Source organism: Proteobacteria bacterium CG1_02_64_396 (assembly GCA_001872725.1).
Taxonomy (GTDB): domain Bacteria; phylum Pseudomonadota; class MNWR01; order CG1-02-64-396; family CG1-02-64-396; genus CG1-02-64-396.
This window is the reverse complement of record MNWR01000103.1, coordinates 1-19,450: the sequence shown is the minus strand read 5'-3', so window position 1 is coordinate 19,450 and position 19,450 is coordinate 1. Positions and strand designations below refer to the sequence as shown.

The window sequence follows — 19,450 nt, the reverse complement described above, 5'->3', positions numbered from 1 at the left end:
GAGCCCCCGTGCACCAAGACGATACACCCCGCATCGAGTGGTGGAGCGCCGAGTTTTCAAACCGGGCGCTGGAGGCCGAGTTTCGCGCCGCCTCCCTCGCGTTTGAAACCCGGTGGACGGTCCACGCCATTTGGATCGGCATCGCCATTCTCGTGGCCTTCGTTCCGGTCGATTTTGTCACCATGGGGGCGACCCTCCCCTTCTTCGTGGCGCTGCTCATCCGCTGTTCGATGATTTTTGGATTGTGGAGCGCCGGGCGCTGGCTGGCCCGCAACGCCACCCCTGTCCGGCTCGATCTGGCGGTGGTGTTGGGGGAGGCGGTGCTGGTGGGGGGCTTTCTCGCTATTTTGCCGGTGCGGGGGGAGGGGTTTTCGCTGGCTGCCCTGACGGCGCTGGCGGTGCTGCTGGCGATCCTGCTGCTGGCGCCGGGCCGTTTTCTCTACACGGTGGCGCTGGCGCTGACCGCTTCGGTCGCCTTCCTGGCCGAGGACCGCTGGTTGCAACACCCCCCCCTGCACGAGCTGCTCCACGTCGTTCTGGTCTTCGTGGTCTTGCAGGCCTACGGCATCTACATCCTGCACAGCCTGAACCTCAATCGGCGCCGGGAGTTTTTGCAAAAGCGGGATCTACACGAGGCCAATCGACGTTTGGCCGAGGAGGGGCGGCAGCGTTTGGCGACCCACCGTTTGTTGGAGGAGAGCGAGGCCAACTTTCGGGCCCTGTTCCAGGGGGCGCCGGTGCCGTTGATTCTCTCGGATTTCAACGACGGGCGGGTGCTTGAGGTGAACCAAGGTTTTCTCGATTTGGCCGGTCAATCCCGGGACGAGGTGCTGGGCAAAAGCACCTTGGATTGTTATGCCGACGCCGAGGAACGGGCCTTGTTGATCCAGGCGGTGGAGCGTTCGGGGGGGCGACTGAACGGCTACGAGCTGCGGCTGCGCACGGCGGACGGTCGCATCCTTACGGTGCTGGCCTCGGTTTTCGGCACCACCCACCTGGGAGCGCCGGCGTTGATGACCAGCCTGACCGACATCAGCGAACGCAAGGCGGCCGAGCAGGAGTTGCGGATGCAGGCGACCACCGATCCCCTGACCGGGTTGGTCAACCGTCGGGGGTTTCTGGAGGGGGCAGCCAGGGAGGTCGGTCGCTGGCAACGCCACCACCCCCCCTTGAGCTTGGTGCTGTTCGACATCGATCTATTCAAAGAGGCCAACGACCGGGGGGGGCATCTGGCGGGCGACCGGATTTTGCAGGGGGTGGCCGAAATCTGCCGGTCGGCGCTGCGCGAAAACGATCTGTGTGGCCGTTTGGGGGGGGATGAATTCGTCTTGCTGCTGCCCGACACCGACGCCCAGGCGGCAGCCCTGTTGGCCGAGCGGTTGCGGGGGGAGGTGGCGGCAGCGACGTTGGACGCCGAAGGGGGTGCGGTGACGATCAGCCTGGGGGTGGCCCAGTTCAGGGAGAAGGACGACCTGGACGACGTGCTGGTGCGGGCCGATGCCTTCTTGTACGAGGCCAAAAAACGGGGACGTAATCGGGTGGAGGTGGCCTAGGAAAGCGCTGATTGAATCGCGCTTCCGAGCGACCCAGGGATGGGATGCCAAAATAGCGCTGTCGTAGGAGGCGACCTAAGTCGCCGAAGCTCTGCTGATTTTGCAAGGAACGCCATCGCGCCGAGGGCGGCGCTCCTACCACGTTGCCTCAGACGCCATCGCGCCGGGGGCGGCGCTCCTACCACGTTGCCTCAGACACCATCGCGCCGAGGGCGGCGCTCCTACGGGGCCAACCACGCCGCCTTTCTGTCCCCTCGCCCCTCAGGGGAGAGGGTTAGGGTGAGGGCCGCAGCAGCAACGCCCCCCACGCTTGCCCCACCGCCCCCATCCCCGGCGTAGGGGGCCGGTCTCCGGGGGATCCCACCGCGCTCACCGAAAGAGCATCGCGCCGAGGGCGGCGCTCCTACCACGTTGCCTGCGCGGGGATGACGCTGCGGGGTGGGCGGGGTGGTGGACCGGTAAGTCCGACGGGCTCCTAGGGAAGCGCTGATTGAATCGGCGCTTCCGAGCGGTCCAGCGCTGCTGTCGTAGGAGGCGACCCCGTCGCCGAAGCTTTTGATTTTTGCGAAACGTCGCTGAAAAAGGCAGGAGGCTTGTATTCGGCGTTTGCCTGGTTTTGGGGCTTCACGAAGAGCACAAAAGGGCACGCCCCCCAGGGTTTGTTCCCCCGTTTGTGTTGTGGATGGATAAGCGCGGCGCATCCACCGCCCACCCCACTCCTTCCCCCCCAAAACCTCAATCCCCCAGCACAAACCCCTTGTCGTGAAACAAGGTGAGGCAGACATCGACCACGGTGGGATCGAGCAGCCCATCCTCCCGTTGGCGGGCGATCTCCTCCAGCGCCGCCTCGATTCCAAGCGAGGGGCGGTAGGGGCGGTGGGAGGCCATCGCCTCGACGATGTCGGCCACCGCGATGATCCGGGCTTCCAGCAGGATGAGATTCCCCTTTAAACCGTTCGGGTAACCGGAACCGTCGAGCCGTTCGTGGTGCTGCAACACCATGTCGGCCACCGGCCAGGGGAAGTCGATCCCCTTGAGGATGTTGTAGCCGATTTGGGCATGTTGCTGAATCAGGCTCCGTTCCAACTCGGTGAGTTTGCCCGGTTTGCTCAAGATCTCGGCGGGGATCTGAATCTTGCCCAGGTCGTGGATGACGGCGCCGATGCGCAGGCCATGGATCTGCTCGGGTTCGAGCTCCAGATCGGCGGCGATGGCGCAAGCCAGCGCGGTCACCCGCCGTTGGTGCCCCGCCGTATAGGGATCGCGCATTTCGACCGTCATTGAAATCGCCTGGATGGTCGATTCTAAATTGGCTTGTATTTGAGACAGGTAACGCTGGTTGTCGAGCAGGGCCTGATCCCGCTGCTGGCTGGTGTGCAGGTTGACGATGCCGAAGGCCATGTCGCCGGCCATCTCTTCGAGCAGGGCGACCTCTTCGGGGCCGAAGGGGGCCGCCTGTTGGGAATACAAGGTGAGCACCCCGAAAGGGAGGGCGTCGTTGGCCAACGGCAGGGCGATGCAGGCGGCATAACCCAGACGGATCGCCTCTTGGCGCGCCTGCGGCGACGAAGCTTCGGTCGGCACGTTGTGTTCGATCTGGGTCTTGCCGGTGGCCAGCGCCTTCATGGCGGGGCGGTCGTCCCGTCGCCCCTCCATCAATCCCCGCTCCAGCGCCGTTAGATCGTCGGGGGAGATCCCGGCGTGGGCCACCGGAACCGGCCAGGGCTGCCCCTTCCCCCCGACGATGCCGACCCAGGCCATCCGATACCCCCCCTCCTTCACCGCCGCCCGGCACATGGCGTCAAGCAGTTGGTTTTCGTCGTGGGTGTGAATCAAGGACCGGTTGCTGGCGCTTAAGGTGCGCAGGGCGTGGGTGGTGCGGGCAAGGATGTGTTCCTTCCGAATCCGCTCGGTGATTTCTTCAAGAATGTGGACCGAGAAGAGGTATTGCCCCTGGGCATCGGAGACCGGGAAGGAGCGACTGTCGAAGATGGCGCCGTCGGGGGTCTCGATTTGGGTCTGTTTTTCGACCAGGTTGAGGCAATGGTCGCTGGGGGCGGTCGTGGCTGGGAAGATCTGCCAGTAGGGCTGACCCATAATCTGCTCGAAGGGGCGACCGGCCCGCTCGGTATAGGCGTGGTTGGCCCGGACGATCTTGAGATCGCGGTCGTGTAAAAAGATGGGATCGGGCAGGGCGTCGAAGACCTCCCGCCATTCGAGGGCGGCAACCTCAATCTGCCTCAGTTGTTGCTCCAGCTTCTGCTGGGTTTCGAACCGCTCGGTGATATCCCGGGCGATCCCCAACACCCCGAAGATCTGTCCATCACTGTCCAACATGGGGGTTTTGATCGTCTCGACCAGGACGTGCGCCCCGCTGTCGGCCAGGGTGATCCACTCTTCAAGGCGGCAGGGTTCCTCCGCCAGCATGACGTCGAGATCTTTTTGCCGAAAGGTTTCAGCCAAATGGGCATCAACAAAATCGGCGTCGGTTTTGCCGACGATCTGCGCCGCTGGAGCGCCGAAGAAGCGCTCGAAGGCGGGGTTGCAGTCGAGGTAGACCCCGTGGGTGTCTTTGAGCCAGACCAGGTCGGGGATGGTGCGGATCAGGGTGCGCAGCCGGGTTTGTTCGGCGGCCAGGGCCAGGGAGGCTTGCCGTTCGGCGGTGATCTCTTGCACGACGGTGCGGCAGTGCCGACCAGACCCCTCGACCTGCCCCGCAATGCGGATCCAGCCCCCCCCCTCCAAGGCCAATTCACACTGCGATGAGGTTGCCACGGCAAAAAGGTGATCCAGAAAGTCGGCAAAACGCCCGCGTCCCTCAGAGGTGAGAAAGTTGCCCAAACGCTGGCCGACCAGTCGCCCCCGCTCGGTATGCAACAGGGCCGCCCCGGCCAGATTGCCCTGGGCGATGACCCCGACCGGATCGAGGGTGAAGTAGCCGATGGGGGCAAAGTCGTAGAGTTCGGCGTAGCGATCCAGGGCCGAGCGGGCGGTTTCGTTGGCCTGTTCCAACGCTTGGTTTTGCATCTCCAGTTCGATCTGATGCACCTGAAGTTCGTGCAGCAGCTTGTGCACATCCCCCTCGGAAGGGGGCGACGTTCCCGCTTGCCTCTGGAGCAGAAGCGCCTCGGCCTGCCGTCGACATTCGGTTGTCGCGGGATCCTTGCTCATGACGCACCCCCCCTCTCGGTGGGTCTTTGGCGCAACTGCGCCTCCAGCGCTTTGGATTTGCTGATGTCCGAGAAGGTCATCACCACCCCGGAAATCACGTTCTCTTGGGTACGGTAGGGCATGATCCGGGCGGCATACCAACGCCCCTCAGTGGCGGGGATTTGGGTTTCGTGAAAGACCAGGGTGCGCAGCACCTCATGGATCTCTTTCTGCAACCCGGGGTAGTCCAGGGTGGTGACGATGTCGCCCAACGCGCGCCCTACATCGCTGGGGATCAGCTTGAAGATTTTGGTCGCCTGGGTGGTGAAGCGGCGAATTTTTAAGTCGTTATCGAGAAAGACGGTGGCGATGTCGGTGCTGTTGAGCAGGTTTTTCATGTCGTTGTTGACCCACGACAGCTCGTCCACCCTGGCTTGCAGCTCGGCGTTGACCGTTTGCAACTCCTCGTTGGCGGAGCGGAGCTCCTCCCGGTCGGATTGCATCGCCCGGCGTAGGGCGCGGATCTCTTCGTGGGCCTGGCTCAGCGCCCGTTTGAGCTCCCTGGGTTGGGCAGTGTCGGCCCGGCCCGGTTGACCCGCCTCGGAGGGTGAGGGGAGGGTGATGTCGTGGAACACCACCATCGCCATCCCCTGAAGGGGACCGGGCTCCGACAGGGGGGTGATGGTTAAGTCGATCCCTTGCAGCCCCCCTTCACCGTGCACCCCAATCCCGTGCACCACAACCTCCGACCCGTCGCGCAGCGCCTGAGACAACGCCAGGGGCAACTCCTGGCGCAGCCCCTCACGGGCCATGGCGTAGAGGTTCCAGTTGGCCTTGCCCGCCGCAGGTTCTAGGTATTTTCCGGTACGACCGCTGACGTAGAGGATGTCCCCATCGCCGTTGACCAACACGGCGGCGGGGGCAAAACGGCGCAATATCAGTTGATCGGCCTCCCCTTGCAGATTGGGGATCGGGATCGAGGGTGGGGCACTTTCCACTGGGCTCTCCATGGCAGGGAACAGACGGCTGGGGAAGGGTACCCCCTCGGCAGGGGCGCGATTGCGCCGGAAGAGGCGCGACTTTGGGGACAGCGGATCGAACCGATCTTCGAAGCCGCCGAGGGTCTCGGCGCTGCCCAGAAACAGCAGACCGCCAGGGTTGAGACAATAGTGGAACAGGGGCAGCAGCCGTTTTTGCAGCGGGGCGCCTAGATAAATAAGCAGATTACGGCAGGTCAGAATGTCGAGTTTGGTAAAGGGAGGGTCCATGATGAGGTTTTGTTGGGCAAAAACCACCATCTCTCGAATGACGGGGGCAATTCGGTACTCCCCCCCCTCCGCCACAAAAAACCGGTTAAGTCGCTCCGGGCCGAGGTGGGCGACGAGGTGGGCGGGATAGAGCCCTTGCCGGGCTTGGACGATGGCATCGGGGTCTAGGTCGGTGGCGAAGATTTGCAGACTGAGGTGGCGGGGGGGCTGAAGCCGCGCCAAAGCCTCTTTAAAGGCGATGGCCAGGGAGTAGGCCTCCTCGCCGCTGGAACACCCGGCCACCCAGCCTCGCAGGGTGGCGCCGTCGGGGGCTTGATCGAGCAAAAGGGGCAGTCCCTGTTCTTGCAAATCGAGCCATGCCTGGGGATCGCGAAAGAAGCTGGTCACCCCGATCAACAGCTCTTTGAACAGCAGGGTGAGTTCTTGGGGGGTTTCGCGCAGGAAGCGAAGGTACTGATCGATCCGGTCGATCTGATGCACCCCCATCCGACGCTCGATTCGACGCAGCACGGTGGTTTGTTTGTAGAGCGAAAAATCGTGGCCGGTGTGGGCGCGCAGCAGGATGAAAATCGTGTCGAGCGCCTCGCTCTTGCCTCGTATGTTGGGCGGTGACGGCGGGGACAAACTGGAGGGATGGCCCATGCAGTCGAGCAAGCGGCGAGGTAGTGCTTCGATGGGGGCAACAACGTCGACCATGCCGGTCGCCACGGCGCTGTTTGGCATGCCGTTGAATTTGGCGGTGGTCGGGTCCTGCACCAACACCAGTCCCCCCATCTCTTTGATGACCCGCACGCCCTGGGCGCCGTCGGAGCCCATGCCCGACAGGATTATGGCGACCGCCAGATCGCTCCGATCCTGGGCCAACGTGCGCAAGAAAAAGTCGATGGGCAGCCGCAGACCGCGCGGGGCGCTGGGGTCGAGTAGATGCAGCGTGTCGTGCAGGATGGAGAGGTCGTGGTTGGGGGGGATGACGTAGACGTGGTTGGGCAGAACCCTCATTCGGCTCTTGGCCTGCACCACCGGCATGGTTGTCGTCCGCCCCAACAGCTCGGGCATCATCCCTTTGTGGGTCGGGTCCAGGTGCAGAACCACCACGAAGGCCATACCGCAATCGGCGGGTAGATGGGCAAAAAAGAGCTCAAGCGCCTCCAGCCCCCCGGCCGAGGCGCCGATGCCGACGATGGCAAAGGGGGGGATCTTCCCTTTGCGCGGCGTGGGCGCGTCATTGGGAAGCGGGGCGGCAACAATGGGTGGGTGTGGCGTCATGGCGCCCCTTCGGCCGACAAGCGCGGGATGGCGCCGAAAACGGGGTTAATGCAGCTTCACCCTCGGATCGCTGCGCCGGGTCAGCATACGGGCCAAGGTATCGAGAAAAACCTGAACCGGACCATGCAGTGCCAGCAGGTGCATTTTGTAAAGCGACTTGTACATCAACAGGGCAAAGCGCCCCTCCACCGTGAGCGCCCCGGTATTGAGTCCCCCCATCAAACTGCCCACCGTGCTGTATTTGCCCAGCGACACCAATGAGCCGAAATCGCAGAAAATAACCGTGATGTGGGATTTCGAGGCGTATTAGTTCGAACCGAGTTGTTCAATTTGGTTAAGCCATGCACTGAAGTGCGGACACGACTGCCGTAGTGGGTCCAGGCCAATATCGCACGCGATCAGGGGGCCGTGGGTCGGTTTTTGGTACCCAGGCATGGCTTGGGTAATTCGCTTCGAAGGGGCGGAGTGAACGCCTTCGTTGATCTCTTCAGGCGAGGAGAATTTCAGAGCCTGGCTGGTTAATTGCGCAGCAACACCGGCATCGTCCGTCCAGTCGCCAAACCTTTGAGGTTCCACGAACAGCAGCGCCTCGAATTCGTGAACCATCAGGTAGGGGATGAAGTTGCGCTCGTCCAAATCTTGGGTGAGGCGCCCCTCCAAGTAGGCCGCTTTTTGCCCCCCCGAGCCTTGGTGGGGATAGTCGCGATCCAGCTTGCCGGGGAAGTCGCCGGGTAGGGCGTAGAGGTCGAAGAAGGTGGAGATCCAGGCATCGCGATCTTCTCGGCACAGCCGAACGAGTTGGTTGCGAACCTTGCCGTAACTGACGATGCCACCCCTGTGGCTTGGACTGGTTGTGGCGACGATGGGGGAGATGTAAAGCCCCATGCGGGCATAGTGAGGAACCAGCAATTCTCGGACGAAGGTCTCCTCGGTTTGCCCCTCGACCAGAATTTTGAGCCGGGTCATCGTGCGGGCCTCCCTCCCAGCAGGTTCTTCTTCCATACCTCGCCCAGACTGTATTCCTTCAGCCATTCAGCAAGGGCTTGCCGGTCGGGGCGCGTGAAGGTCGAAGCGCCCCCCGCTTTGTCGACCACGATCAGATCGTCGGCTTCGAATTCGTCGACCAACTCCACCGATTGGGTCGAGACGATCAGTTGATGTCGCTGCGACGTCGCCTTCATCAACCCGCCGAGTACCGTAATGGCAAACGGGTGAAGGCCCAGTTCCGGCTCGTCGATCAAAATCGAGGCGGGCATGAACCCCTCGGGTTGCAGCAGTACGGTGGCCAGGCAGATGAAACGCAAAGTGCCGTCGGACAGGGCGCTGGCGGTGAAGGGGACGTCTTGCCCCCTTTCGGTCCATTCCAACTGGATTTTCTCAGGATTGGCAACGGTGGGGCGCAGGTGGAAATCGCCGAAGAAGGGGGCGACCAGACGGATGGTTTTAACGATGCGTTGATAGTGTTCTTCGTGCTGGTGTTGGAGCCGGTACAAAAAGGCGGCCAGGTTGCGGGCATCCTCGCGCAGATATTCGTTGTCGTTGATGCCGTGGATTTGTTTGACGAGGGCCGAGCTGCCGGTGTCGTGGAAGTGATAGAGCCGCCAGCTACGGATGGTGGGAACGACGTAGTCGTAAATCGCGGTCGCACTCATCGTTTCGGTATACGACTCAAAGTGGCCGGAACGCGGGGAATACTCGCCAGTGACGTTCCACCACAACGCCTCGTGCTTGAACATCATGCGGTTGTCTTGGGTGGGCACGAGGGTGAAGCGGTAGCCGTTGTTGCCGAAATAGAGCTCGGCGCGCAGCGCCTCGGTCGTTTTTCTGCCGAAATGGAGCAAGGCGTCCGGCCCTCCCGATGCGCCCACGGTTGTTTGGAGCTGTTGGTCCAATATTTGAACGATCAGCCGAAAGAAACCGATGAAGTTGGATTTACCCGCTCCGTTGGCGCCGATCAAGACGTTCAAGCGACCCATCTCGATATTGCAAGCCGCAATCGACTTGTAGCCATCGAGTTTCAATCGCGACAGTTGATTCCAACAGGAAACAGGTTTCATCGTGGCAACGCCCTTGGGTTGGGTGGTCGGATGGGCGCTATTCAAGCGTAAAACCGGGTTTGTTCAAGTTTTTGCGCAACCGGTGAGGTTTAATGCAGCTTCACCCTTGGCTCCCCGCGTCGGGTGATGATCCGGGCCAGGGTGTCGAGGAAGACCTGCACCGGCCCGTGCAGCGCCAGCAGGTGCATCTTATAGAGCGACTTGTACATCAATAGGGCGAATCGCCCCTCCACCGTGAGCGCCCCGGTATTGAGTCCCCCCATCAAACTGCCCACCGTGCTGTATTTTCCCAGCGACACCAATGAGCCGAAATCGCGGTAGCGAAAGGGTTTGAGCGGTCGTCCCGCCAGCCGCAACCGCATCGCCTTGACCAGATGGCTGGCTTGCTGGTGGGCCGCCTGCGCTCGGGGGGGGATCAGTCCGCCGTGTTCGGGCCAGGGGCAGGCGGCGCAGTCGCCCAACGCGAAGATGTCGGGGTCGCGGGTCGTTTGTAGGGTTGGCGCGACCACCAGTTGCCCCAAACGGTTGGATTCGAGCCCCGCGATGTCGCGCAAGAAGTCGGGGGCCTTGATCCCCGCCGCCCAAACCACCAGCTCGGCGTCGACCCGCTCTCCCGAGGCGGTGTCGATCCCGTAGGCGTCGACCGCCGAAACCGGATCGCGGGTGATGACTTGAACCCCCAAGCGGCGCAGCAGCCCCTCGGCGGCCAGCGATAGTCGGGGGGGCAGGGCGGGGAGGATGCGCTCGGCCGCCTCGACGATGGTGATGCGGATATCCCGCTCGGCGTCGATGCGGTCCAGACCGTAGGCGAGCAGTTCCCGGGTGGTGTTGTGCAGCTCGGCGGCCAACTCCACCCCGGTGGCTCCAGCGCCGATGATGGCCACATGCAGCTGCTCGGGACGCAGCGGTTCGGTTTGGGTGTTGGCCCGCAAACAGGCGTTGACCAAACGGCGGTGGAAGGTGGCGGCCTGCTCGGGGCGATCCAGCGAAATGGCGTGTTCGGCGGCGCCGGGGGTGCCGAAGTCGTTGGTGGTGCTGCCGACCGCCAGAATCAGGGTATCGAAGGCGATGGCGCGCCTTGGCAATACCTGCCGCCCCTCTTCGTCGTAGGTGGCCGCCAGCCAGATCTCTTTGGCCTGGCGGTCGAGCCCCTCCATTCGTCCCAGCTGAAAATTGAAGTGGTGCCAGCGGGCCTGGGCCAGGTAGTCGAGCTCGTGATCCCCCAGGTCGAGGCTCCCCGCCGCCACCTGGTGCAGCAGCGGTTTCCATAAATGGGTGCGCGATAGGTCGACCAGGGTGATCGAGGCCTTGCCCCGCTTGCCCAGGGTGTCGCCCAGTCGGGTGGCCAGTTCGAGCCCACCGGCGCCGCCGCCGACGATGACGATGCGATGGGGGAGTTCGGTCGTCATAGGGGCGCCATCCATCAGTAAACCGAGATGCCGAACATCTGCATGATGTACTCGAAGGTGGCGGTGATGTTGAGCTGATCGAGCTCCCACTCCTCGGGCAGCGGTGCATAGGGTGCCCCCTTGCGCAGCGCCTCGATGGCGGCTCGGTCGAGAACGTCCGATCCTGAACTGCGCAGCACCTCCACACCCACCAGCTCCCCGGTCCTGCCAATCGAAAACTTAATCAGCAGTCGTCCCTCCAGCCCCTGGCGCTGCGCCGCCTCGGGGTACTGCCAGACGTATTCGACCTTGTCTTTCATCTTTGAAAAGTAGCTGGCGTATTTGAATTCCCGGGTGTTGATCGAGACGGTGTCCTGACGCCGGTGTTGCTCGTCGATCACCCTGGCGATGCGGTTTTCCCGGTCGATCTGGGCCAGGGTTCCCGAATCGGGGAAGAGCATCAAGGGGGGCTGGTCGGGGTTGGTTTTTTGGGTACGCGGCGCCAGATCGTCGGGGTGATCGGTCTGCTCCCCCTGCACCTTGGGCTCGGGCATCTCCCCCTCGGTCAGGGGGCGGGAGCGGGGGGTGTTGGGGCGAGAGGGGAGCGCCGGTTGGGGGGGCGGCGTGTCGGGGGTACGGGGCAGGGGAATCGGTTGGTTGGCCGGGCTCTGTTCAACGGTGGTCTGGCTTTGCGCCTGCTTGGCCACCTCGGGGGCGAAGGCCTCTTGATTCTGCATGCCGTGCATCGCATCGGGGGCCAGTCTCTTCTTTTCAACCTTGGCCTGCGGGGTTTCGAGGAAGGAGACCTCCATGGGGGGGCGGGCTTTTTCGGGGGGCATGTCCATGTGCAGCTTCACCAGCAGCAGGATGGCATGCAGGACGATGCTGATCCCGAGCGCCACCGTGATCCGGTCGAAGCGGTAGTGGGGCAAACCCGGCAGGGCGACGCCGCCGACGTTCATCGGGCCTCTCGCGGGGGAGACACTAAATTCAAACGGGTGAGCATGAAGTGGGCGATGACCCCATTGAGTACGCCGGTCGCCAGCGAGGTGGCCAGCAACAGCGGCAACAGATAGAACAGCCCCATGTGCTGGATCAGCACCAGGTAGGCGACCGAAAATTGGGCACAAATGTGGGCGATGGCGCCGACGATGGAAACCCCCACCGGCCCGAAGATCCCCTGCCGCCCGCCGAAGCGGTGCATCAGCCCCATGGCGAGCATGGCGGCCAGCCCCCCCGAGGCCGAAAGCAAAAAGGTGGGGCTCATGAAGGTGCCCAAGATCAGCGATCCGATCAGAATCCGCAGCACCGTCACCAGCAGCGCCGCCCGAAAGCCGAGCAGCCACAGCGCCGCCAGCCCCACGATGTTGGCCAGCCCCGGTTTAAACAGTGGCCCCGCCCCCGGCAGCATCGCCTCGACCGCATGAATGATGACCGCCAACGCCGTCAACGCCGCCACCCGAGCCTCGAAGTGGGCCTGGGTAAAACGGGGATCGTCGGGGTGGAGGATCGACAGGGTCATGGCATGGCGTGGGGGGTGGAGTAGGGCGAATAAGGGCAGCATATCCACCCTGGGGCGGTTTGAACGGGCGCCACTGCAAGATACAAAGGCAAACGCCGATTCAAGGCGTTCTGCCTTGAATCAGCGTGCTTTGAATCAGCGTGCTTCGCAAAAACCAAAAGTAGGCGCCCTGAGGCGACGCGGTTTTTGCTGTGCATGCAAAATCAGTCACTTACGTTCCTGGTTTTGGCAGCCTATCCCTGGGCTGCTCGGAGGCGATGAATCGATCATCGCCTCCAAAGGGGAGGAAGGGTGGAGCCCTACCGGCGGCGCCACCGTTACCGCGATCACCCCAACCTCATCCCGGCCTCGATGGGGAAGCCGTTCAAAAAACCCTCGGCCTCCATCGCCTGTTTGCCGGGCCGTTGCAGGCGGGTCAGCCGCAGCAGATGACCATCGCCGCAACAGACCTCGATCCCGGAGCCGCCGATCCGGGCCACCTGCCCTGGTTGTTCGGTGCAGGCATCCCCCACCTCTCCCTGATGGATCTTCAAGGCCGTGTCGCCCAACGCAGTGGTCGCGACCGGGAAGGGTTGCAGCGCCCGGATTTGCCGCTCGATTTCGGCGGCGGGCAGGCACCAGTCGATCTTGGCATCCTCGGGGGTCACCTTGGCGGCGTGGGTCGCCAAGGCGTCGTCTTGGGGTTCGGGGGCGATCGCCCCGGTTTTGAGGCCCTCGATGGTTTGCATCAACAGCCCTGCGCCCATGTCGGCCAGGCGCAAAAAGAGCGATCCGGTGGTGTCGCTCGGGGCGATCTCGGTGGCCGCCTTGAGCAACATGGGGCCGGTGTCGAGCCCCTGCTCCATCAACATGGTGGTCACCCCGGTCATCGCATCGCCCGCCAGCAGCGCCCGGTGAATCGGAGCGGCGCCCCGCCAACGGGGCAGCAAAGAGCCGTGGATGTTGATGCAGCCCAAGCGGGGCAGGTCGAGCACGTTTTTGGGCAGCAACTGGCCGAAGGCGACCACCACGATCAGATCGGGGGCCCAGGCTTGCAATTGTTCGAAGACCCCCTCGTCGCGCAGGCGTCCCGATTGAATCACCGGAAGATTCGCCTCTTGCGCCACGACCTTCACCGGCGGGGGGGCCAGCTTCATGCCGCGACCCTTGGGTCGGTCGGGTTGGGTCACCACCCCCACCACCGTGTCGGGGCCGTCGAGCAGCGCTTGCAGGGGGGGGACGGCAAAATCGGGGGTGCCCATGAAAACAACACGTAGGGGGGGAGTCATCGGCGGGGGGTCCGTTCTTTTTTCAGCTTGAGCATTTTGTTGCGGATCATCCGTCGTTTCACCGGCGAGAGCAGCTCGACGAAGACAATCCCGTCGAGGTGGTCGATCTCGTGCTGGAAGGCACGGGCCTGCAAGCCGGTCGCCTCCTCTTCGATCAGGTTCCAGTCGAGATCGCGGTAGCGCACCTTGACCCAATCGGCTCGCTCCACATCGGCGAAGACCCCAGGGACCGACAGGCACCCCTCTTGATCGGTCTGGCTGCCCGATTGGGCGACGATCTCAGGGTTGATGATGACCTTGATCTTGCGGTTTTTCTCATCCCCTTCGATGTCGGTGATGAGCAGGCGCAGGTGAACGTCGACTTGGGGGGCCGCCAAACCCACGCCGGGGGCGTCGTACATGGTGTCGGCCATGTCTTTAACCACCTTGCGCAGGGTGTCGTCCACCCTCTCGATGGGTTTGCTGACCTTTTTCAGCCGGTCATCGGGCCAGATGAGGATTTCGCGGATTGCCATGATTTTTTACAGAAACATGCCGTCGAGGGGGGAGGAGGCGGTGGCGTAGAGCTTGCGGCCGATGCGCCCGGCCCGGTAGGCCTCGCGTCCGGCCTCAATCGCCTTGCGCATGGCGCTGGCCATCAAAATCGGATCTTTGGCTCCGGCAATGGCGGTGTTCATCAACACCCCATCGCAGCCCAGCTCCATGGCGATGGCGGCGTCCGAGGCGGTTCCCACCCCGGCGTCGACCAGGATCGGCACCTTGGCGTGCTCCAAGATGATCTTGATGTTGTACGGGTTGCGGATCCCCAGCCCCGAACCGATGGGGGCGGCCAGCGGCATCACCGCCACGCAGCCCATATCTTCGAAGCGTTTGGCCATAATCGGGTCGTCGTTGGTGTAGACCATGATCTCGAAGCCGTCCTCGATCAAAATCTCGGCCGCCTTGAGGGTCTGCACCACGTCGGGGAAGAGGGTGGTTTGATCGCCCAGAACCTCAAGTTTAATGAGGTTCCAGCCCCCCGCCTCACGGGCCAACCGGCAGGTGCGCACCGCCTCCTCAGCGGTGTAACACCCGGCGGTGTTGGGCAAAATCGTGTATTTGGCCGGATCGAGGTATTCGAGCAGGTTGGGCTCGTCGCGATTGGTGATGTTCACCCGGCGCACCGCCACGGTGACGATCTCGGCCCCCGAGGCCTCGATGGCCGCCTTGGTCTGCTCGAAGTCTTTGTATTTGCCGGTGCCGACCAGCAGCCGCGAGGTGAAGGTGTGGCTGCCGACAATCAATGGGTCGGAGAATGGGGACATGGGGCGACTCCTTATGGTTGGGCCCACATCGGGGCAAGGGTTCTGGTGTGAGCGTTGTTTTGGATCAGGAGGGATCAGCCCCCCCCCACCATGTTGACGACCTCGATCCGGTCGCCCACTTCGAGCACGGTGGCGGCGTGTTGGCTGCGGGGGACAACCTCAAGATTAAGCTCCACCGCGACCCCTTTGCCTCCAGCGAGGTTCAGGGTTTCAAGCAGGGCGGCAATAGAGGTGTTCTGGGGCACGTCGTGCGATTGGCCGTTGAGCATGATGGAGATCATGAGCGAAACGATACCCTTCGAAAAAAGCTGGAATTGATTTCAAAACGGGGCAAAACGGGCTATAAAAGCGCCGAAATTAGCCCCCCGCGAATCAGAAACGGATCAAAGTTGACCCATCCCACCCCCCAATCCGATCTGCTGTCCCAAGCCATGACTGCCTATCGGCAGGGTCGGTTCGACGAGGCCGAGTCCCTGCTGACCCGCCATCTTGAGTTGGTGGGGGGCGATGCGGTGGCCGTCCGTTGGATGATTCGGCTGTTGACCCGTCAGGGGCGCGGTGGCGAAGCGTTGCCGTACATCCGGCAATTGCGGTCGATCCTCGATCAAGACGGGGGGGAGCATACCGTCAGCACCAGCCCCGGTCCAAGGGAAGAGGGGACGCTGCGCCAGCGGCTGCAAGAGGGTTTGGGCCACCGTTTTCGCACCTGGGATCCAGGCCATTTGGACGATGTGGTCGATACCGTGCTTCAGGTTTTGGGAAGCGAGGCGACCGCCGCAGCCCCTGTCCCCGCCACCCCATCCTCTGGGCGCAAACAGCGCTTGTTGCATCAGATCTCCCGGTTAGAACGGGCCGCCGAGGCGTTGGCCCAGCGTCGGGAAGGGGGAGCGCCGTGAGTTCCTCCCCCAAAATCCTGCTGCTCAACGGCCCCAACCTCAATCTGCTGGGGCTGCGCGAGCCGGGGATCTACGGCGCCGCCACCCTGGAGCAGATCGTGGCCGATCTAACCCAACGGGCGGGCGACCAGGGGGCGCAGTTGCTGCACCTTCAAGCCAACGGGGAGGGGGCTTTGGTGGATCGCATCCACCAGGCGCGCACCGAGGGGGTCGATGGAATCCTCATCAACGCCGGTGCTTACACCCACACCTCGGTGGCCATCCGCGACGCCCTGCTCGGGGTCGCCATTCCGTTTGTCGAATTGCACCTTTCTAATGTTTATGCCCGCGAATCGTTTCGTCATCGGTCGTTGCTGGCCGATGTGGCAGTTGGTGTGATCGGCGGCTTCGGCCCCGATAGCTACCGGCTTGCTCTCGATGGTCTATTGGCGCACTTGTTGCGCCGCTGACCCGCCGTTTTTGAACCATCCACACCTAAAACCCGCTCATGAAGGAGTACCCCATGGAGTTCTTTGACGATCTCAGAGGGCTGCGTCGACTGATTAAGTTGCTCGAAGGCACCGATGTGAACGAACTGGAGATCAGCGAAGGGGAACGCACGGTGCGCATCAGCCGTGGCGCCCCCGCCGGTACCGTTTACGCCACGGTTCCGGCCCCCGTACCCGTGGCGGCTGCGGCACCTGCCGCTGCTGCCCCCGCTCCGGCCGCCGCCCCCGAAATCAAAGGGCATTTTGTGACCAGCCCCATGGTCGGCACCCTCTACCGCGCCCCCTCCCCCGATAGCCCGGCCTACGTCGAGGTGGGCGACCACGTCACCAAGGGGCAGGTGCTGTGCATCATCGAGGCGATGAAGTTGATGAACGAGATCGAGGCCGACGCCTCGGGCCGGATCGTCAAGATCCTGGCCGAGAACGGTCAGCCGGTGGAATACGGCGAGGATCTGTTCGTCATCGATCCCGACTGAAGCGCTGCCGACACCTCTCCCGCCGAGTTTTAAGACGGTCGACTGCCACCTTCGAGGGTGCCCGTGTTTAACAAAATTCTGATTGCCAACCGGGGCGAAATCGCCCTCCGCGTCATTCGCGCCTGCCGCGAGATGGGGATCAAGACGGTGGCGGTTCACTCGACCGCCGACACCGACTCCATGTTCGTGCGCATGGCCGACGAATCGGTCTGCATCGGCCCCCCCCCATCCCCCCAGAGCTACCTATCGGTTCCCGCCCTGATGGCGGCTGCCGAGATCACCGACGCCGAGGCGATTCATCCCGGTTACGGTTTTCTGGCCGAAAACCCCGAGTTTTCCGATGTTGTTGCCGCTTCGGGGTTGAAGTTCATCGGCCCCAAGGGCGACGTCATGCGGATCATGGGCGACAAGGTTTCGGCCAAGGATGCGATGAAGAAGGCGGGGGTGCCGGTGGTGCCCGGCTCGGATGGGGCGGTGACCACCGAGGCCGAAGCTTTGCGTCTGGCGGGTGAAATCGGCTACCCGGTCATCATCAAGGCGGCGGCGGGCGGCGGAGGACGAGGCATGAAGGTGGTCCACACCTCGGCATCGTTGGTGAACGCCTTTTTGATCGCCCAGAGCGAGGCGGGGCGGGCCTTCAACAACCCGGCGGTCTACATCGAGAAGTTCCTCGAACAGCCCCGCCACGTCGAAATCCAGGTGATGGCCGATCAACACGGCAACGTCATCCACCTGGGCGAGCGCGATTGCTCGTTGCAACGGCGTCATCAAAAGATCCTTGAAGAGGCGCCATGCCCGATGGTCACCCCCGAAACCCGCGCCCGTATGGGCGAGGTGGCGGTGGCGGCCTGCCATGCGGTGAATTACGAAGGGGCGGGGACCTTCGAGTTCTTGATGACCCCCGACGGCAACTTCTATTTCATCGAGATGAACACCCGTATTCAGGTCGAACACCCCATCACCGAAGAGGTGACCGGGGTCGATCTGGTGAAGGAGCAAATCCGAGTCGCGGCGGGGCTGCCCCTGTCATTCACTCAAGATCAAATCAAGGTTAATGGCCACGCCATCGAGTGCCGGATCAACGCCGAGGATCCCGAGCGTTTCATCCCCTGTCCCGGCACGGTGACCTCGTTCCACGCCCCCGGCGGTCCCGGCGTGCGGTTCGATTCCGATACCTTTTCAGGAAGGGTTATCAGCCCCCACTACGATTCGATGATCGGCAAACTGATCGTCCATGCCCCCACCCGCGCCGAGGCGATTGCCCGGATGCGCCGGGCCCTGGATGAACTGGTGATCGAAGGGGTCCACACCACGGTGCCGTTGCACCGCCGCTTGATGCGCTCGCGCGATTTTCAAGACGGCAAGTACGACATCAATTTCTTGGAGCGCTTCCTGGCCAATTGACCCCGTGGCGGCGGGGGCAAATCCCGAGTTCATAACTCGGGATTTCTAAACGAACCTTCATCCTCCGGTTAGTGTTTCTTCACGCCCCTGTCATCGGGTGCCAATCCCCGTTTTTCTAGCATTCCGGCCATCCGATCCCCCCTCGCGGGGGGCGGTTGTGCCGGGGTCGCCCATCGAGTTGGGACTCCGGCTTGTCATCACAAGCGACTAGCTAGGAGTCCTCCATGCAATCGACCCCCACCCGTTCCTCTCTCCGTCTGGCGCTGGCCGCCCTGCCGGTGGCCGCCGTGTCGCTGTGGTCGGGTCCGGAAGCCGAGGCGATCCCCGCCTTTGCCCGTCAGTACCAGATCAGCTGTGCCACCTGCCACGCCGCTTTCCCCCGCTTGAACACCTTCGGCGAGGACTTTCGCGCCAACAATTACCGCCTGCCCGGTTGGGAGCAGGACATCGCGACCGACACCGGAGATGACCGCTTGGCGCTGATGAAGACGGTTCCGCTGGCGATCCGGGCGCAGTCCTACGCCCAGGTTCGGCAAGATAACAACGTCGCCTCCACTGCCCCCAACGGCGCCCAGTTCGACCTGCAATCGCCCTACCTCATCAAGCTGCTCTCGGGCGCCCCCTTGAGTGAACACATGACCTATTACTTCTACGGCATCATGGCCGAGAAGGGTGGCAACGGCGGTTTCTTGATCGAGGATGCCTGGGTCAGCCACGACGATGTGTTCGGCAGCGGGGTGTCGATGATGGCGGGGCAATTCCAGCTCTCCGACCTGATGTTCCCCCGCGAAACCCGGTTGACCTTCCAGGATTTCACCGCCTACCGCATGGCGGGGATCACCTATGATCGCGGCCTCTTCTTCACCAAGGCGGTCGGCCCCCTGACCGTGAACCTGGGACTCTCCAACGGCAACGGCACCACCGCCAGCTACGCCGTCGACCAAACCGGCTACAAACGCTCCGACGCCACCTTCGACAACAACAGCAGCAAGATGGTCTGGGGTCGCGTGGGGCTCCAGGACGGAACCACCAAGGTCGGTGTGTTCGGGCTCAGCGGCAAGCAGGCCGATAGCGCTGGAACCGGCTCGTCCCAGAAAACGGTGGTGGCGCTCGATGCCTCGGGCGAGGTCAACGACGAGCTTTACTGGTTCTTCCAGGGGCTGTGGAACAAGTGGGACAACTACCTGGCCGACGGCAAAAACCGGGTCTGGTACGGCGGATTTGCCGGAGTCGACTGGGTGGCCAATGAGGAGTGGACCTTCTCGGCGCTGTACAACTACGACAATGCGGGCGACTTCAAGGGGGTGACCACCTATGACGGTATCAACATGAATACCGCCACGGTGGCCGGTTCTTACTACTTCATGCGCAACGTGAAGGGGGTCATCGAGGGTAGTCTCGACATGCAGG

General features: G+C 62.9%; 18 protein-coding genes. 6 read left to right on the top strand and 12 right to left on the bottom strand.

The window, feature by feature from the left end; translation table 11 throughout:
- Window positions 1-8: 8 nt before the first annotated feature.
- Window positions 9-1,553 (top strand): hypothetical protein, encoded by a 1,545-nt coding sequence (locus AUJ55_12270; GenBank protein ID OIO54191.1) that lies wholly within the window; start codon window positions 9-11, stop codon window positions 1,551-1,553.
- A 735-nt stretch (window positions 1,554-2,288) separates the two neighbouring features.
- Here the strand turns inward: AUJ55_12270 and AUJ55_12265 are convergent.
- From AUJ55_12265 to AUJ55_12210, 12 genes are all read right to left on the bottom strand, one after another.
- Window positions 2,289-4,724, bottom strand: a complete 2,436-nt coding sequence (locus AUJ55_12265; protein ID OIO54190.1) for a hypothetical protein — start codon at window positions 4,722-4,724, stop codon at window positions 2,289-2,291.
- Complete coding sequence (locus tag AUJ55_12260; protein ID OIO54189.1) at window positions 4,721-7,237, bottom strand: chemotaxis protein CheB; 2,517 nt, start codon at window positions 7,235-7,237, stop codon at window positions 4,721-4,723. Before AUJ55_12260 ends, AUJ55_12265 begins: the two co-directional genes overlap by 4 nt.
- A 45-nt stretch (window positions 7,238-7,282) precedes the next feature.
- The gene (locus AUJ55_12255) at window positions 7,283-7,495 is read right to left on the bottom strand and encodes a hypothetical protein (GenBank protein ID OIO54188.1); all 213 of its coding nucleotides are present in this window, start codon (window positions 7,493-7,495) and stop codon (window positions 7,283-7,285) included.
- Between the two features lie 48 nt (window positions 7,496-7,543).
- Window positions 7,544-8,203 carry a hypothetical protein gene (locus tag AUJ55_12250; GenBank protein ID OIO54187.1) on the bottom strand — a complete coding sequence of 220 codons (660 nt, stop codon included), beginning with the start codon at window positions 8,201-8,203 and terminating at the stop codon, window positions 7,544-7,546.
- The gene (locus AUJ55_12245) at window positions 8,200-9,294 is read right to left on the bottom strand and encodes a chromosome segregation protein SMC (GenBank protein OIO54186.1); all 1,095 of its coding nucleotides are present in this window, start codon (window positions 9,292-9,294) and stop codon (window positions 8,200-8,202) included. The genes AUJ55_12250 and AUJ55_12245 overlap by 4 nt, the downstream gene beginning before the upstream one ends.
- Before the next feature lie 89 nt (window positions 9,295-9,383).
- Window positions 9,384-10,703 carry an FAD-dependent oxidoreductase gene (locus AUJ55_12240; protein ID OIO54185.1) on the bottom strand — a complete coding sequence of 440 codons (1,320 nt, stop codon included), beginning with the start codon at window positions 10,701-10,703 and terminating at the stop codon, window positions 9,384-9,386.
- A 14-nt stretch (window positions 10,704-10,717) separates the two neighbouring features.
- Window positions 10,718-11,644: a hypothetical protein gene (locus AUJ55_12235; protein ID OIO54184.1), complete on the bottom strand. Its 927-nt coding sequence runs from the start codon at window positions 11,642-11,644 to the stop codon at window positions 10,718-10,720.
- Entirely contained in the window at window positions 11,641-12,141 is a 501-nt protein-coding gene (locus AUJ55_12230) for a hypothetical protein (protein OIO54198.1), read from the bottom strand. Before AUJ55_12230 ends, AUJ55_12235 begins: the two co-directional genes overlap by 4 nt.
- 389 nt (window positions 12,142-12,530) lie before the next feature.
- Window positions 12,531-13,472 carry a methionyl-tRNA formyltransferase gene (locus AUJ55_12225; protein OIO54183.1) on the bottom strand — a complete coding sequence of 314 codons (942 nt, stop codon included), beginning with the start codon at window positions 13,470-13,472 and terminating at the stop codon, window positions 12,531-12,533.
- Window positions 13,469-13,987 carry a peptide deformylase gene (locus AUJ55_12220; protein OIO54182.1) on the bottom strand — a complete coding sequence of 173 codons (519 nt, stop codon included), beginning with the start codon at window positions 13,985-13,987 and terminating at the stop codon, window positions 13,469-13,471. The genes AUJ55_12225 and AUJ55_12220 overlap by 4 nt, the downstream gene beginning before the upstream one ends.
- 6 nt (window positions 13,988-13,993) lie before the next feature.
- A complete protein-coding gene (locus tag AUJ55_12215) occupies window positions 13,994-14,776 on the bottom strand; it encodes a thiazole synthase (GenBank protein ID OIO54181.1) in 783 nt (260 codons plus the stop codon).
- A gap of 74 nt (window positions 14,777-14,850) precedes the next feature.
- On the bottom strand, window positions 14,851-15,054 hold the full coding sequence (locus tag AUJ55_12210; protein ID OIO54197.1) for a thiamine biosynthesis protein ThiS: 204 nt from the start codon (window positions 15,052-15,054) through the stop codon (window positions 14,851-14,853).
- Window positions 15,055-15,165: 111 nt separating this feature from the next.
- On the opposite strand from AUJ55_12210, the gene AUJ55_12205 reads away from it, so the two are divergent.
- The 5 genes from AUJ55_12205 to AUJ55_12185 all read left to right on the top strand — a co-directional run.
- On the top strand, window positions 15,166-15,672 hold the full coding sequence (locus AUJ55_12205) for a hypothetical protein (GenBank protein ID OIO54180.1): 507 nt from the start codon (window positions 15,166-15,168) through the stop codon (window positions 15,670-15,672).
- A complete protein-coding gene (locus AUJ55_12200; protein ID OIO54179.1) occupies window positions 15,669-16,121 on the top strand; it encodes a type II 3-dehydroquinate dehydratase in 453 nt (150 codons plus the stop codon). The genes AUJ55_12205 and AUJ55_12200 overlap by 4 nt, the downstream gene beginning before the upstream one ends.
- Before the next feature lie 53 nt (window positions 16,122-16,174).
- Window positions 16,175-16,636, top strand: a complete 462-nt coding sequence (locus AUJ55_12195) for an acetyl-CoA carboxylase, biotin carboxyl carrier protein (GenBank protein ID OIO54178.1) — start codon at window positions 16,175-16,177, stop codon at window positions 16,634-16,636.
- Window positions 16,637-16,699: 63 nt separating this feature from the next.
- Entirely contained in the window at window positions 16,700-18,040 is a 1,341-nt protein-coding gene (locus AUJ55_12190; GenBank protein ID OIO54177.1) for an acetyl-CoA carboxylase biotin carboxylase subunit, read from the top strand.
- Window positions 18,041-18,264: 224 nt separating this feature from the next.
- The coding region (locus tag AUJ55_12185) for a hypothetical protein (protein ID OIO54176.1) at window positions 18,265-19,450 on the top strand (1,186 nt) is incomplete at its 3' end.

What these genes read in the sequence shown, in the direction of transcription:
- AUJ55_12220 (OIO54182.1), bottom strand. Translation starts at nt 13,987, where the DNA reads ATGGCAATCCGCGAAATCCTCATCTGGCCCGATGACCGGCTGAAAAAG.
- AUJ55_12225 (OIO54183.1), bottom strand. Translation starts at nt 13,472, where the DNA reads ATGACTCCCCCCCTACGTGTTGTTTTCATGGGCACCCCCGATTTTGCC.
- AUJ55_12235 (OIO54184.1), bottom strand. Translation starts at nt 11,644, where the DNA reads ATGAACGTCGGCGGCGTCGCCCTGCCGGGTTTGCCCCACTACCGCTTC.
- AUJ55_12215 (OIO54181.1), bottom strand. Translation starts at nt 14,776, where the DNA reads ATGTCCCCATTCTCCGACCCATTGATTGTCGGCAGCCACACCTTCACC.
- AUJ55_12195 (OIO54178.1), top strand. Translation starts at nt 16,175, where the DNA reads ATGGAGTTCTTTGACGATCTCAGAGGGCTGCGTCGACTGATTAAGTTG.
- AUJ55_12250 (OIO54187.1), bottom strand. Translation starts at nt 8,203, where the DNA reads ATGACCCGGCTCAAAATTCTGGTCGAGGGGCAAACCGAGGAGACCTTC.
- AUJ55_12245 (OIO54186.1), bottom strand. Translation starts at nt 9,294, where the DNA reads ATGAAACCTGTTTCCTGTTGGAATCAACTGTCGCGATTGAAACTCGAT.
- AUJ55_12260 (OIO54189.1), bottom strand. Translation starts at nt 7,237, where the DNA reads ATGACGCCACACCCACCCATTGTTGCCGCCCCGCTTCCCAATGACGCG.
- AUJ55_12240 (OIO54185.1), bottom strand. Translation starts at nt 10,703, where the DNA reads ATGACGACCGAACTCCCCCATCGCATCGTCATCGTCGGCGGCGGCGCC.
- AUJ55_12265 (OIO54190.1), bottom strand. Translation starts at nt 4,724, where the DNA reads ATGAGCAAGGATCCCGCGACAACCGAATGTCGACGGCAGGCCGAGGCG.